Origin of the sequence: Nonomuraea sp. NPDC049486 (assembly GCF_040676925.1) — a bacterium.
GTDB lineage: Bacteria > Actinomycetota > Actinomycetes > Streptosporangiales > Streptosporangiaceae > Nonomuraea > Nonomuraea ferruginea.
In genome coordinates this window covers 595,142-608,705 of the sequence record NZ_JBFAPV010000005.1, presented here as the reverse complement: position 1 = coordinate 608,705, position 13,564 = coordinate 595,142, and the positions used below count along the sequence as shown (strand labels likewise).

Genomic DNA, 13,564 nt, shown 5'->3' with positions numbered 1-13,564 from the left:
CGTGCCCCTCTTCACTGAAGTCGCCATTGCTTACTCGCCTCAGATCAGCCCGCCGCGGCCCCAGCCGCGGGCCAGCCGCCGGGCCGCGAACGCGCCCGCCGCCAGGCCGATCGCCAGCAGGATCGCGGCGGACGGCAGCATGCCCGCCAGGTCGCCGCGCACCGCGGCCTGCATCAGGGTCAGCGCCCAGTAGCCGGGCGAGGCGGGCGCCACGAGCTGCGCCCACTCGGGCATCAGGCTCAGCGGCACCAGGGCGCCGCCCAGGGAGCTGAGCGTCAGCGCGCCCACGTCGCAGATCACGCTGAGCTCGCCGTGGCTGCGCACGATCGCGGCGAGCAGCGCGCCGAGCGCGAGCAGCGCGAAGGCCCAGATCAGGATCGCCGCCAGCACGTAGTGCGGCGCGCTGGGCACGGGCAGCCCGATGACCAGGCACCCGTACGTCAGCAGCAGCACCTGCTGCACCACCATGATCGCGAAGATCGGCAGGATCTTGCCCACCAGCAGCTCGGCGGCCGCGGCCCGGCTCACGCGCAGCCTGTCCCAGGTGCGCCAGGTGCGCTCGGACAGGATCGCGTTGCCGGCCAGCGAGATCGCGAACACCGAGAACATCACCATGAGTCCGGTGGACACCTGGGTGGCGCCCCCGTCGACCGCCCGCACGTACAGGGGCTTGAGCACCAGCATGAGGACCATCGGCATGACCACGTAGCTGATCGCCTGGCCCGGGTCGCGCAGCCGGATGATCGTGTTGTGCCTGGCCATCGCGGAGATCCGGTAGAGCGCGTCGAACGCGCCCGCCGGGCGCGGCACGCTGTCAACAAGCATCGTGGACCGCCAGGGATCTGTAGAGGTCGTCGAGGGACGGGTGGCGCACGTCGACCGAGCTGATCGGGCGGTCGAGGCGGCCGAGCAGCTCGATCAGCGTCGCCGTGGGCTCGGTGGTGGAGACGGAGATCTCCTCCTCGTCCTCCAGCGTCACCCGGACCTCGCCCGGCAGGTCCTTGGCCAGGTCCTCGTAGGTGCCCCTGGCGATGACCCGGCCGTTCTGCGCGACCGCGATCGTCGCCTGCAGCTCGGTCAGCTCGGGGAGGTAGTGGGTGGTGTAGACGACCGCCGCGCCCTCGCCCGCGCGCTGCTTGACCACGTCGAGCATCGCCTGCCGCGTCTCCAGGTCGGCGCCCGCGGTCGGCTCGTCGAGCAGCAGCAGGGCCGGCCGGTGCACGAGCGCGGTCGCGGCCTGGGTGCGCCGCTGCTGGCCGCCGGAGAGCTTCCCGGTCCGCCTGTCCATGATCTCCGAGAGCCGCAGGATGCCGGCGAGGTCGTCGATGGCCGCGCTCAGCGCCGCCGGCCTCAGCCCGGCGAGCCTGCCGAACAGCTCCAGGTGCTCGCGCACCGTGACGGAGGGATAGAGGGCGATGTGCTGGGGTGCGACGCCGACCTGGCCGCGCGTGGCGGACGGCGGTTTACCGTCAATGGTCACGTGACCGCTGTCGGGGCGGATCAAATCGGAGACGATTTCCACAAAGGTCGTCTTGCCCGCACCATTGTGCCCGACCAGTCCCACGATTTCACCGGCTGCCACATTCAGTGTGAATCCGTCGAGGGCTTGCACCGTGCCGTACCGCTTGACGAGATCGGTTACCACCAGCAATGTGTCACCTCCTCAGATGCCACACCATTAGGATTTGAATAATCCGATATACGCGATCGCCGGATGTTCCCTCTCACGATAGCCACGAACGCGGGCATGGCCGGTGGCAACAAGTTGCCGCAAAAAGCGGTCAACGGCCGTCGATTCCGGCCCGGCATCCTTACTGACTAATCTGACAAATATGCGTGTGGGCACCCTGATCGCATCCGGGCACGACTGCCTCGTCTTCGAGGCGGGCGCGGGCAAGGTCGTCAAGCGTTCCAGGCACGGACGCAGCCTGGAGCAGGAGGCGTCGATCATGCGCCACGCCCGCAGGAACGGGATCCCGACGCCCGAGGTCTTCGACGCCGACGGGCCCGACCTGCTGATGGAGCGCCTGGAGGGCCCGAGCCTGAGGGAGACGGCGCTGCGGCGCCCCGACCGTCTCGCGTCGTACGGCCGGCTCCTGGCCGAGCTGCTGCGCACGGTGGCGCGGGTGCGCGCGCCCGGCTGGCTCCAGGGCGCCGGGGGCTGCCCCGGCAACCGGCTGCTCCACCTGGACCTGCATCCCGCCAACGTCATCGTCACCGCCGCCGGGCCGCGCATCGTCGACTGGGCCAACGCCGCCAGGGGAGCGCCGGGCGCCGACGTCGCCTGCACCTGGCTCATCCTCGCCACCACCGCCGTGCCCGAGGCGCCGGTGCCGAACTGGCAGGAGATCATGCTCGGCGCGTTCCTGGACGCCGTCGACGTCGCCGCCGCGCGGCCGTACCTGCGCGTGACCGCCGCCCGATGGCGCGCGGACCGCGCCATCGAGCCGGCGGAGCAGGCCGAGATCGACGCCTTCCTGTCCGGCGGGAAGCTCTGGGCCGAGGGAGGCAACACGATGAACGAGCAGCCAGGGGCGCCCGCCCGCTACGAGAAGGTCCGGGGCACGTGATCGTGGAACCGCGCCCGGCCTCACCCGCCGACGGGGAGACTGTGCCCCCCGTGCCCCCCGTGCCCCCCGTGCCCCCCGCATCCCCCGCGCGCCGGAGCGAGCTCGACTCGATCCGCGTGCTGGTGGTCGTCGGGCTGGTGTTCTTCCACGCGGCGCTGGTCTTCGACGCCTCCGACGACTTCTACGTACGCAACGCCGAGACCACCGGGGCGTCCATCGTCGTCTCCGCCCTCGGGGTGGTGTGGGCGATGCCGATCCTCTTCCTCATCGCGGGCTTCGGCGCCTGGCACTCGCTGCGCCGCCGCGGTCCGGCGGGCTTCACCGCCGAGCGGCTGCTGCGGCTGGGCGTGCCGCTGGTCTTCGGCACGCTCACGATCGTCCCGGTGCCGCAGTGGCTGCGGCTGCGCGCCGATCCCGGCTACCACGAGTCCTACCTGGCCTTCCTGCCGCGCTTCTTCGAGGCCCGGTTCGACCTGGCCGAGTTCCCCTTCGTGCTGCAGGGCGAGCACTTCGAGACCGGGCACCTGTGGTTCATGCTGCTGCTGCTGGTGTTCGCCCTCATGCTCGCGGCCGTGGCGCGCTGGTTCCCCGCCGGCCGGGCCCGCGCGATCGGCGACCGGCTCGCCGCCGTCGCCGCCGGGCGTCGCGGCGCGCTGCTGGCGGCCGCGGTGCCGGTGTCGCTGCTCAGCGCGCTGGCCGGGCTGGAGCAGGAGTACGCCGGGTGGAGCCGCTGGGCGTACCTGCTGTTCTTCTGCTACGGCTTCGTGCTCGCGGCCGACGACCGCTTCCGCGCCGCGATCCGCCGCGACGCGCCGCTGGCCGCCGCCGTCGGCCTGGCGCTGCCCGTGGCCGGCCTGCCCATGTTCCTGCTCGCCGGCGGCGACCCCTTCACCGACCTGACCCCCATGGCCGCCGTCGCGCGTGCCATGTACGGCGCGGCGGGCTGGTGCCTGCTGGTCGGCATCCTCGGCCTGCTCGACCGCCGCGCCGCCGCCCGGCCCCCCGCCACGCGCCCGCGGGGCGGGGCCCGCCGCCGCGTCTACGCCTATCTGGCGGCGGGCGTGCTTCCTCTGTACGTGCTGCACCAGCCCATCGTGGTCGCGGTCGCGTACGGGGTGGTCAGGCTGGACGCGCCGATCGCCGTCAAGTATCCGCTGATCGTGGCCGCGTCCCTGATCCTCACGGTGGTCGCCTACGACCTCCTGGTACGGCGCACCCGGGTCACCCGTTTCCTGTTCGGCATGCGCGACGGACGCTGACCCCGATCACCTTTTGTCGGGTGTTCACCTGACACGCCGGCATTCGCGCAGTCCGTAGGCTCTGCTGCGGTGCGGGGGTTGACGGCGGAGCGTGCCCGCCGGCCGAGAGACCGTCCGAACCGCTCAGCCGCTGGACGATTCGCGAAAGGTCCCGATGTCCACCCCATACCCGCCCTCCTACGGACAGGGCCCCGGTGCGCAGGGTATGCCCGGTGGGCCTCACGGACACCCCGGCGGTTTCCCGCCGGCCGGAGCAGGGGGACCGGGCGGCGGCCCCGGGGGACGGCACGCCGGGCCGGGAGGACCGGGCGGCGCGCCGGGGGGACGGCACGGCGGGCCGGGGGGATGGCACGGGGGACCGGCCGGGCCGGGCGGGGCCGGTGGGGGGTGGCGGCCTCCGCCGCCCAGAGGGGGCGGGAAGGGCCCGCTGATCGCCGTACTCGCCGGGCTGGCTGTGATCATGCTGATCGGCGCGGTGGTCGGCGGCTGGCTGCTCCTCCGTCCAGACGACGGCGGACGGCCACCCGGCGCCTTCGAGCGCGAGGACCGCCTCCCGACCCTGAAGCGCAAGCCGACGCCGTCGGTCGCGCCGGTGAAGCTGCGGGCGATCACCGGCGATCAGCTCTGCGCGGCCGTGCCGGACGCCTTCCGCAAGAGCCTGGTCACCGACGGCAGGTACGGCGGGAAGGACGCGTCCACCGGGGCGGCCACCGAGAGCGAGAAGCGGGCGGCCTGCTCGTGGAGCGACAACAAGATGGACGTCGGCGGCGGCGTCCTCGGCCACCGCAGCCTGAGCATCTCGGTGGAAGCCCGGAGCGGCGAGCGTGAGAACGCCGTCGAGCGGGCCAAGCGCCGGTTCGCCGACGACAAGAAGGCGCACGAGCGGCGGGTCAACGTCCGGGACGGCAAGCGGGTCGACGGCAGGACGTCCGGCTCCGCGTTCGGCGAGCTCACGCAGTTGCAGTACGGCGACGAGTCGTACAGCCAGAGTTCGATCGGCCACAGCGGGCTCAAGGCCGCCGTCCACATCCGGCAGGGTCCCTGGCTGATCAAGGTCGAGTACGGCGGCAGCAACAGGAGCGGCGCCAAGTACCCCACGGGCGACGAGGTGCGGGCCGCGGCGAACAAGGTCGCCGAGCACGTCACCGCCGAGATGGCCAAGGACGCCGGCAAGGTGAGGATCGACGGACCGTGCGGGATCCTCACGGTCAAGAACGTCGAGTCGGCGTTCTTCCCCGCGGTCTCAGGACCGTCCGTCGGCACCAACGACGGCAGGATCAAGCAGACGGCCTGCACCTGGAACATCCGCGAGCAGGTCAAGCACGAGCCGGGTCAGGAGTACACCGCCCGTGGCGGCGAGCTGACCGCCCGCGTGGTCGACTGGGGCGGCGGCGACACCGGATCGGCCTTCCAGTTCGACCGCGACGCCAAGAAGTACGACCGCTACCGAGCCCAGGGCGGCATCGGCAACGAGGTGACCCACACGACCTTCGAGGCCCGCGAGGAGATCTCCGGCCTCGGCGAGAAGGCGTTCGCCGTGGAGTCGGCCACCACCAGGCCGAAGGAGCCGGACCGCAAGCCCACGCGGGAGATCCTGGTCAAGGTGCTGTCCGGCGAGAAGACGATCGAGTTCACCTTCAGGGGTACGACGACCGGCGGGGGCGTCGTCGAGGCCCCGGGCTACCAGGAGCCGGTCTTCGACCCGGCCGCCGCGCGCAAGGCCGTGATGGAGGTGGCCAAGCCTTTCGTCGACGGCGTGAAGTGACCGCCGGCGCGGGCCGTGCCGGTCGCGCGCTGGATAGGCGCCGCGGTCCGTGGCCCGGTCAGGGCTCCGGCCATGAGGCCGTACCCGCCCGCGGCGGACTGTCGGGCACGCGTCACGGCCAGTAAGGGGCGGAGCGGCGGGCGGCGGAGACGACGGTGGCGCCGTCGAGTTCGGTGAAGGTCAGGCCGATGCCGCCGAGCGGCCATTCGACGGCGAACTCGAAGGGCTCGGCCGGGGGCAGCGGCCACAGCCACAGGGCCATGGAGTTGCCGGCGAGGTCATGCCCGCCGCGCATGGCGCCGCCGACGGGGAGCCAGGAGAGCAGGGGGCCGGCGGGCGGGCCCTGTCCGGGCAGGATGTGCCCGTTCGCCTCGATGGTGGTGGCCTTGGCGCCGCCGGGGTAGCGGACGCCGAACCGCAGCAGCCGGTCGGGCAGCCGGTCGCCCGCCGACCTGATGCGGGCGAAGGGGTAGAGGGACATCTGGAGGTCCCAGAAGACCTCGGGGGAGAGGTCGCCCTGCCGCAGCACCACCTCGACGTTCAGCAGGCAGCCGGTGGAGAACGCGCGGATCGTCGAGAGCGCGACGGCGACGTTCGGGCCGCGGGCGAGCACCCGGTCGGCCGTCGTCGCGGCGCCCAGCTCTGTCCCGGGCGGCGCGGACCAGGCGGGGAGTGCCGGGCGCGGCGGGCTCGTCAGTTCCTCCCGCGCCGGTGGCGGCTCGAAGAACATCTCCTGATCGTACGCGCCGGGCCGCGAAAGGCCTAATATGTAAACGCAGTCGTTTGCGTATACATATTGGAGGGTTCCGATGAAGACGCTGGGCAAGATCGCGCTCGCGGTGCTCGGGCTGCTGATGGCCGCCGTGTGGCTGGTCATCCTGCGGCTGAAGGACGTGCCGCCGGTCGCGCTCGTCACGTACGGGGCCGTGCTCGTCGCGTTCCTCGGCGGCGTGCTGTGGCCGGGGCGGCTCGGGCGGCGGCGGGCGCTGCTGTTCCTCGGCGTCCCGGCCGGGCTGGGCACGCTGGCCCTGTACTTCGCGGTCGTGTTCTACGTCACCGACGCGCCGGTGCTGCTCGGAGCCGTGGCCGTGGCGTGCCTGCTGGCCGCGCTGGCAGGCGGGGTCCGGCGCGGGCGCGGCGGGGCGGGGCCGTCGAGGCGCGCACTGCTGACGGGCGGGGCCGGGATCCTGCTGGGCGCGCTGGCCGGGCTGTCCACCGGCCCGGTCGCCCGCCACCGGAGCGAGATCGAGGCCAGGTGGCGGCGCGAGACGCAGGCGGCGCTGCGCGCGCCCGGGGGGCGGCGGCCCGTCGCCGACGGCCGGGTGCGGGTGTTCCCGCTGCACGTCGGCGACACGGTCGTGCCGTACGGCCAGTTCTACGGCGGACTCGACGGGTGGGAGGGGCTCCCCGGTTACGTCCGCACGCTGGTGGACAAGGCGCAGATCACGGTGCCGGTCCACGCGTACCTGATCGATCACCCGCGACACGGGCTGATGCTGGTCGACACGGGCGTCAACGGGGCGCAGGCCCACGATCATGACGGGTACTATCGGCACAACCTCGCCTCGCGCCTGCTGACCGAGCGGAACGAATACCGGCTGACCCCCGAGCAGGACCTGCGGGTGCGGGTGGCCCGCCTCGGCTACGACCTCAAGGACGTCACCACCGTGTTCCTCACCCACGTGCACGAGGACCACGCCGGCGGTCTCCGTCACCTGGCGCACGCCCGCGTCGTGCTGGACCGCCGCGACTGGGAGCAGGGCACGCTCTACGCGCACACGTTCGAGGAGGTCCAGGACGCCCTGGTGTTCCCCGCGTACGGGTCCGGGCCCTTCCACGCCTTCCCCGAGAGCCACGACCACTTCGGCGACGGCAGCGTCGTCCTGCTGCCCACGCCCGGTCACTCGCCCGGCCACCTGTGCGTGGCGCTGCGCATGGACGGCGGCACCGCGCTGTTCCTGGGCGACACCCTCTACACGCTGCCGCACCTGGCGGTCGGCCAGGTGCGGCAGATGACGGTCGGCGGGCAGGCCACCGCCGACCAGCTAAAGGCCGCCGAGCGGGTGCGGCGCACGCTGGCCGCCGACCCCGCCATGGCGCCGCTGTTCGCGCACGACAACACGGCCTACCAGACCGAGGCGGTCGCCACCGCCTTCCGCGAGGGGCTGCCGGAAGCGGACGGGTTCCGGCGGCTGCGCGACCACCTCGGCGGCGTGCTCACCCCCGACTGGCGGCTGCGGCCGGGGCACGCCCCGGCCTTCGCGCCGGGCGAGGGCGTGGGGCGGGTGGAGTTCCGGTGACGGGCGGCGGTCGCCCCCGCGGCAGGCCGCGCGACCCGGGGGCCGACGACCTGATCATGAAGGCGGCGCTGGAGCTGTTCGCCGAGCGCGGCCTGGAGGGCGCGAACTTCGAGCAGATCGCCAAGCGCGCCGGCGTGGCCAAGGTGACCGTCTACCGGCGCTGGTCGTCCAAGGAGGAGCTGCTCGTCCAGGCGATCGAGCGGGCCCGCACGGTCGCGCCCGAGGAGGAGATCTGGGCCGGCGCCGACGTCCCCGAGCAGGACGGGCGGCTGATGGACTCGTGGGCGACCACGTTCGGCGACGCCCGCTTCCGCGCCGTGCTGGCCCAGCTCATCGGGTCGAGCGTGACGCATCCTTCGCTGCTGGAGACATACCGCGAGACCTACATCGAGCCGCGGCGGCGGCTCGTCCTGGAGACGCTGGAGCGCGCCCGGCGCGACGGGCGGCTGGCCGCCGGCGCCGACGTGGAGGCGGCCGTCGACATGGTGGTGGGCGCGGCCATGTACCGCATGCTCGTCGGCCCCCGCGACGACGACACCCGCCGCTACCTGGAGCGCGTCATCCGCCAGGCCGGTCTGGCGCCCGGGGATCAGTAGCGGCGGCGCCCGCCGAACGTCTTGCCGAGGCGGAAGCCGCCCGGCAGGCGGAGGGTGACGTGACGGCGGCCGTCCGGCGAGGTGGACACGCGGATGCGGCGGTTGCCGACGCTGTGCCCGACGCCGCGCCGCGACAGGTTCACCCGGAAGGGTCCCACCTTGATCGACTTACGGTAGTGCCAGCCCATGTCTCTCCTCCGGCTCCGGATCGTCTATCGGAAGAACGACCGGGGAGCCGGTGAGGGTTCCCGTCAGTCGGCCACCGGGAGCCAGACGCGCATGGTGGCGGGGCCGCGGTTGCCCCAGCGGTGGTACGGGATCAGCCGCAGCGCCGCCGCCGGGCCGCCGTTCCATCCGTGGGGACGGTCGCGGTACGGCCACGGCCCCGCCGGGGAGGCGCCGAGCACCGCCTCGGTCTCCAGCTCGACCACCTCGCCGCGGGCGTGCTCGGTCAGCGGGGCGCCCGGCCGGACGGCCACCTCGGCGAGCGGCGGCTCGTCCCCGACGGACTCGGCGCAGTACACCAGCGGCCCCCGTTCGACGGTGACGCAGCCGCGCAGGGCGTCGATCCGCCGGTCGGGGTAGGTCCAGCGGGGTTCCATCGGCAGCTCCAGCACGAGCGCGTCACCGGCCCGCCACTCCCTCTCCACGTCCGCGTACCCGGGCGCGACCGTGCGGGTCTCGCGGGCGTCCAGGGAGGAGGCGGCGGCCTCCTGGTACGTGAGCGTGGCCGAGGAGGCCCAGGCCGGGACGCGCAGCGAGATCCGGCCCGCCCCGCCCTCCAGCACCCGTACGGTCACCGTGCCGTCCCACGGATAGCCGGTCTCCACCCGCAGCCGCAGGTCACCGTGGCTGATCTCGCCCGGCGTGTACTGGTGGATCCGCACCCCGTCCGCGCCGGACGTCGCCAGGTAGGCGGGCAGCGAGGCCAGCGTGCGGGCGACGTTGTTGGGGCAGCAGGACACGTCGAACCAGGGGGAGCGCAGCCCGCCCTCGGCGGCGTGGTTGACGCCGTCGTGCGGCACCGCGGGCACCCGCACCTGCAGGGGGTTGGCGTAGAAGAACGACCGGCCGTCCAGCGCGACGCCGGTGGCGAGCATGTTGTACAGCGTCCGCTCGGTGAGGTCGGCGTAGCGGACGTCGCCGGTGGCCAGCAGCAGACGGTGCGCCAGCATGATCGAGGCGATGCTCGCGCAGGTCTCGTTGTAGGCCCGGTCCGGCGGCAGCTCGTAGTCCTCGCCGAACGACTCGTCCTGGTGCCGCGACCCCATGCCGCCGGTCAGGTGGGTGCGGCGGGCGACCGTACGCTCCCACTGCGCCTCGACGGCCTTCAGCAACTCCTCGTCGCCGGTCTCGACGGCCACGTCCACCACGCCCGAGGCCAGGTAGAGCGCCCGCACGACGTGCCCGCGGAACACCTGCGCCTGCCGGACCGGCACGTCGTCCTGGAAGTAGCCGCGGCCGAACGGGATGTCGGCGAGGGCGGGCAGGCCGCGCCGCTCCACGAAGCGCCGGGCCATCTCCAGGTAGCGCTCGACCCCGGTCACCCGGTAGAGCTCGACGAGCGCCATCTCGATCACGGGGTGCCCGCAGGTCTCCGTGCCCTCCATGAACCGGCGGCAGACGTGGTCGGCGGCCCGCGTCGCCACCCGCGTCAGCCGGTCCTCGCCGTGCATGCGCAGCCTGGCGACGCCGGCCTGGATGAGGTGGCCGTAACAGTAGAGCTCGTGGCCCCACTCCAGGTCGGTGTAGCGGCTGCCCGACCAGCGGGTGTTGATGTAGCCGTCGCCTTCCTGGACCCGGGCCACGGTCTCGGCCAGCTCGGGCAGGTCCGGATGGTCCGCCCAGGCCATGGCCTCCAGCAGCTTGTAGATCTCCGAGTCGCTGAACTCCCGGCCCCGCCGCGGGCCTTCGCCGCGGAAGTTGCCGATCCAGCCTTCGCGTTCCTCCCACTCCCTGCAGTGCGCGATGGTGACCTCGCGGTTGAGCGCCACCCGGTCGCCCCAGAAACCGGGCGAGATCCGTACCGCGTCGAGGCCGAGGGGAGACAGCACGCCCGAGGAGGGCAGGACAGGGTTAGCCACGCAGAGCTCCTGACATGAATCCGCGCACGTAGTGGCGCTGCAGCACGATGAACAGGATGAGACAGGGGACGGCCATGACCATGACGCCGGCCTGGAGCATGCCGTAGTCGATCGCGCCCATGGTGCGCGAGGTCATGCTGACCACGGCCACCGGCAGGGTGAACGAGGCGCCGTCGTTGAGCAGGATGAGCGGCGCGAAGAAGTCGTTCCACGAGGCGAGGAACGCGAACAGGCCCACGGTGATCAGCGCCGGCCGCACGGCGTGCAGCAGGATCCTGGTGAACGCCAGGAACGTGCCGCACCCGTCCACCAGCGCCGCCTCCTCCAGCTCGCGCGGGATCGCCTCGAACGCGTTGCGCATCATGAACAGCGCGAACGGGAGCTGGAACATGACGAACACCAGCGAGAGCCCGACCAGCGAGTTCTGCAGCCCGAGATAGCCGAGCAGCACGTACAGCGGGATGAGGATCGTCGCGTACGGCACCATGAGGATGGCCAGCGTGGCCAGGAACAGCAGGTTCTTGCCGGGGAAGTCGAAGCGGGCGAAGGCGTAGCCGCCCAGCGCCGACACGACCAGCGTGCCGCCGACGGTCATGACGGCGACGAGCACGCTGTTGGCGGCGTAGGTGCCGACGCCCTCGCCGTAGGCGGCCATCTCGACGTAGTTGGACGGTTCCTCCAGCGAGGCGTAGCCGCTCCACAGCAGCGGGAACAGGAACAGCACCGCCAGCGCCGACAAGGTCGTGTAGTACCTCATCTGAGCCTCCGCATCATCAGGACGTTCAGCCCGACCAGCGCGACCAGCAGCACCACCGACATGGCCGCGGCGCCGCCGAGGTCGAAGCGGAAGAACGCGGCGCGGTAGATCACCATCACCATCGACACGGTGCTGTTGTCCGGGCCGCCGTTGGTGAAGATGAAGAACTGGTCGAAGGCGAGCAGGGAGCCGGTGATGCTGAGGATCAGCATCAGCGCGAGCGTCGGGCGCAGCAGCGGCAGCGTGATGCGGGTGAAGATCTGCCACCGGTTGGCGCCGTCGCTCCTGGCCGCCTCGTACACCTCGGTCGGGATCGCCTGCAGACCGGTCAGCAGGATCAGCATGTTGAACCCGGCGAAGCGCCACAGCACCAGCGCGATCGTGGAGAACAGCGCCATGTTCGGGGTGCCGGTCCACTTGACCGGCTCGTCGGTGACGCCCAGCGCGCGCAGCATCGGGTCGATCGGGCCGAAGTCGGCGTTCAGCATGCCGTAGAACAGCAGCGAGGTGGCGGCGAAGCCGACCGCGCCCGGCAGGAAGAACGCGGTGCGGAAGAACCCGACCCCCGGCCTGCTCTCCTGCACGAGCAGCGCCAGGCCGAGCGCGACCGCCGACAGCAGCACCGTGATGATCACGGTGTACTTGAGCGTGAAGAAGACCGAGTCCACGAAGAGCGCGTTGTCGGCGATCTTCGTGTAGTTGTCCGGCGCGTTGAACGTCGCCTGCCCCAGCAGGGGCCAGCGGTTCAGCGACATCCACAGCACCAGCAGCAGCGGCGCGATGAACAGGACGGCCACGATGACGGCGGTGGGCATGGCGTACAGCCAGCCCTGGGCCTTGCGGCCGCGCCACCATGAGACGGGCGGCGCGCCGTGCCCCGCCCGTCCCCTGGGCCCGCGGACGGTCAACGTCATTGCTGCAGGGACTTCGTGACCTCGGCGTTCAGCTCGCCCGCCTTGGCGGCGTCACCGAACACCGCCTCGCGGGCCAGCCGCAGCCACGGCCCCTGCGGGTCGTTGAACGTCTGCCCGAAACGCAGCGCGTACGGCGTCTCGCCCTTGCCGACCAGCGAGTTGATCAGCACCACGCGCGGGTCCTCGGCCGAGTACTTGTTGTCGGCCAGGTCGGTACGCGCGACCACGTCCTTGTTCTTGGCCATGACCTCGACCTGCGCCTCGTCCGAGACGGTCCAGGACAGGAACTCCCAGGCCGCGTCGGCGTTCTGCGAGGTGGAGGAGATGCCGATCGAGTCGCCGCCGACGAAGGTGGACTCGCCGCCGTCGGGGCCGGCGATCGCGGTGACGCCGATCTTCATGTCCGCCGGCATCGTGCCGAGCGTGGTCGAGGGCATCGGCATGACGCCGATCTCGCCCTTCGGGAAGAAGCCGGTCCAGGTCGGGCCCTGCTCCTCCTTGGTGGTGGGGCCGGTGGCGCCCTTCTCGTGCAGCTCCCGGTAGATCCTGAAGACGTCGGTCATCGCCGGCTGGTCGTTGAGCGACTCGGTGCCCTCCGCGTTCATCACCTGGGCGCCGGCCGCCCAGACCGAGGGCCAGAAGGTGAACACGTAGCAGCCGCCGCAGTTGCCGCCGAAGAACGTGCCGTGCACCTTGCCGTCCTTGCCGAGCTTCTCCTGGACGGTGGTGGCGTGCTGGGCGAACTCCTTGAGCGTCTTCGGCCCCTGCTCGGGGTCCAGCCCGGCCTTCTCGTACAGGTCCTTGTTCCAGAACCAGACCGAAAGGTCGAGCGTGTGCGGCAGCGTGTACTGGCGGCCGTCCTGGGTGCCGAGCTTCATGTGGGACGGGGCCAGGCCGTCCTTGAACGGCAGGGCGGCGATCCGGTCGGTGATGTCCAGGAACAGGCCCTGCGAGGTGTAGTTCGGCACGAAGATGACGTCGGCGGCGAACACGTCGGGCAGCTGCTTGGCGCCCGCGGCGGCGGCGATGCGCGGCTGGTAGTTGTCCGTCGGGATGACCGTCAGCTTCACCTGGTTCTTGTGGCTGCTGTTGTACGCCTTGACCAGCCGCTCGCTCTGCGCCTGGGTGGCGGCTCTGGTCCACATGGTGATCGTCACGGGCTCGTCGGCGGGCTGCTGCCCGCCTCCGCCTCCACCCCCGCCACAGGCGGCGGTGAGCGTTAACAACGCGAGGGTGGCCATTCCGGCCAGCCGTCGTCTCATGGTGACTCCTTCGGTCCCCGCGGACTAAAAGGTTTTCGGAAACGTAGAAGAAACCTC

Annotated in this window: 13 protein-coding genes; 5 read left to right on the top strand and 8 right to left on the bottom strand. The window is 71.9% G+C overall.

Translation table 11 applies throughout. The annotated features are described in order from the left end of the window. Positions 1–39: 39 nt before the first annotated feature. Positions 40–825 carry an ABC transporter permease gene (locus AB0K05_RS18750; protein WP_219547802.1) on the bottom strand — a complete coding sequence of 262 codons (786 nt, stop codon included), beginning with the start codon at positions 823–825 and terminating at the stop codon, positions 40–42. After that, entirely contained in the window at positions 815–1,612 is a 798-nt protein-coding gene (locus AB0K05_RS18745) for an ABC transporter ATP-binding protein (RefSeq protein ID WP_261808843.1), read from the bottom strand. Before AB0K05_RS18745 ends, AB0K05_RS18750 begins: the two co-directional genes overlap by 11 nt. 220 nt (positions 1,613–1,832) lie before the next feature. Between AB0K05_RS18745 and AB0K05_RS18740 the strand changes: the two genes are divergently transcribed. The 3 genes from AB0K05_RS18740 (at position 1,833) to AB0K05_RS18730 (ending at position 5,594) form a co-directional block, all read left to right on the top strand. After that, positions 1,833–2,570, top strand: a complete 738-nt coding sequence (locus AB0K05_RS18740; protein ID WP_364230386.1) for a phosphotransferase — start codon at positions 1,833–1,835, stop codon at positions 2,568–2,570. A 68-nt stretch (positions 2,571–2,638) separates the two neighbouring features. Continuing rightward, complete coding sequence (locus AB0K05_RS18735; RefSeq protein WP_364230384.1) at positions 2,639–3,829, top strand: acyltransferase family protein; 1,191 nt, start codon at positions 2,639–2,641, stop codon at positions 3,827–3,829. Positions 3,830–4,289: 460 nt separating this feature from the next. After that, positions 4,290–5,594 (top strand): hypothetical protein, encoded by a 1,305-nt coding sequence (locus AB0K05_RS18730; protein WP_345483182.1) that lies wholly within the window; start codon positions 4,290–4,292, stop codon positions 5,592–5,594. Between the two features lie 112 nt (positions 5,595–5,706). Here AB0K05_RS18730 and AB0K05_RS18725 read toward each other — a convergent pair whose 3' ends face one another. Further along, a complete protein-coding gene (locus tag AB0K05_RS18725; protein ID WP_271280121.1) occupies positions 5,707–6,324 on the bottom strand; it encodes a hypothetical protein in 618 nt (205 codons plus the stop codon). Positions 6,325–6,403: 79 nt separating this feature from the next. On the opposite strand from AB0K05_RS18725, the gene AB0K05_RS18720 reads away from it, so the two are divergent. Both AB0K05_RS18720 and AB0K05_RS18715 read left to right on the top strand, forming a co-directional pair. Beyond that, entirely contained in the window at positions 6,404–7,894 is a 1,491-nt protein-coding gene (locus AB0K05_RS18720; RefSeq protein ID WP_271280120.1) for an MBL fold metallo-hydrolase, read from the top strand. Further along, positions 7,891–8,490, top strand: a complete 600-nt coding sequence (locus AB0K05_RS18715; RefSeq protein ID WP_261808377.1) for a TetR/AcrR family transcriptional regulator — start codon at positions 7,891–7,893, stop codon at positions 8,488–8,490. The genes AB0K05_RS18720 and AB0K05_RS18715 overlap by 4 nt, the downstream gene beginning before the upstream one ends. Here the strand turns inward: AB0K05_RS18715 and AB0K05_RS18710 are convergent. The 5 genes from AB0K05_RS18710 to AB0K05_RS18690 form a co-directional block, all read right to left on the bottom strand. Continuing rightward, complete coding sequence (locus tag AB0K05_RS18710) at positions 8,484–8,678, bottom strand: DUF4236 domain-containing protein (protein ID WP_148030064.1); 195 nt, start codon at positions 8,676–8,678, stop codon at positions 8,484–8,486. The two genes, AB0K05_RS18715 and AB0K05_RS18710, sit on opposite strands and share 7 nt — an antisense overlap. 63 nt (positions 8,679–8,741) lie before the next feature. After that, positions 8,742–10,574 (bottom strand): beta-L-arabinofuranosidase domain-containing protein, encoded by a 1,833-nt coding sequence (locus AB0K05_RS18705; RefSeq protein ID WP_364230379.1) that lies wholly within the window; start codon positions 10,572–10,574, stop codon positions 8,742–8,744. After that, positions 10,567–11,331: a carbohydrate ABC transporter permease gene (locus AB0K05_RS18700; protein WP_148030066.1), complete on the bottom strand. Its 765-nt coding sequence runs from the start codon at positions 11,329–11,331 to the stop codon at positions 10,567–10,569. Before AB0K05_RS18700 ends, AB0K05_RS18705 begins: the two co-directional genes overlap by 8 nt. Next, on the bottom strand, positions 11,328–12,245 hold the full coding sequence (locus tag AB0K05_RS18695) for a sugar ABC transporter permease (protein ID WP_271280118.1): 918 nt from the start codon (positions 12,243–12,245) through the stop codon (positions 11,328–11,330). The genes AB0K05_RS18700 and AB0K05_RS18695 overlap by 4 nt, the downstream gene beginning before the upstream one ends. After that, on the bottom strand, positions 12,242–13,507 hold the full coding sequence (locus AB0K05_RS18690; protein ID WP_271280117.1) for a sugar ABC transporter substrate-binding protein: 1,266 nt from the start codon (positions 13,505–13,507) through the stop codon (positions 12,242–12,244). The genes AB0K05_RS18695 and AB0K05_RS18690 overlap by 4 nt, the downstream gene beginning before the upstream one ends. Positions 13,508–13,564: the final 57 nt, after the last annotated feature.

Excerpts from the sequence above, each read along its gene's own strand:
- AB0K05_RS18690 (WP_271280117.1), bottom strand. The coding sequence starts at position 13,507 with ATGAGACGACGGCTGGCCGGAATGGCCACCCTCGCGTTGTTAACGCTC.
- AB0K05_RS18720 (WP_271280120.1), top strand. The coding sequence starts at position 6,404 with ATGAAGACGCTGGGCAAGATCGCGCTCGCGGTGCTCGGGCTGCTGATG.
- AB0K05_RS18700 (WP_148030066.1), bottom strand. The coding sequence starts at position 11,331 with ATGAGGTACTACACGACCTTGTCGGCGCTGGCGGTGCTGTTCCTGTTC.
- AB0K05_RS18695 (WP_271280118.1), bottom strand. The coding sequence starts at position 12,245 with ATGACGTTGACCGTCCGCGGGCCCAGGGGACGGGCGGGGCACGGCGCG.
- AB0K05_RS18710 (WP_148030064.1), bottom strand. The coding sequence starts at position 8,678 with ATGGGCTGGCACTACCGTAAGTCGATCAAGGTGGGACCCTTCCGGGTG.
- AB0K05_RS18740 (WP_364230386.1), top strand. The coding sequence starts at position 1,833 with ATGCGTGTGGGCACCCTGATCGCATCCGGGCACGACTGCCTCGTCTTC.
- AB0K05_RS18725 (WP_271280121.1), bottom strand. The coding sequence starts at position 6,324 with ATGTTCTTCGAGCCGCCACCGGCGCGGGAGGAACTGACGAGCCCGCCG.
- AB0K05_RS18750 (WP_219547802.1), bottom strand. The coding sequence starts at position 825 with ATGCTTGTTGACAGCGTGCCGCGCCCGGCGGGCGCGTTCGACGCGCTC.
- AB0K05_RS18730 (WP_345483182.1), top strand. The coding sequence starts at position 4,290 with ATGCTGATCGGCGCGGTGGTCGGCGGCTGGCTGCTCCTCCGTCCAGAC.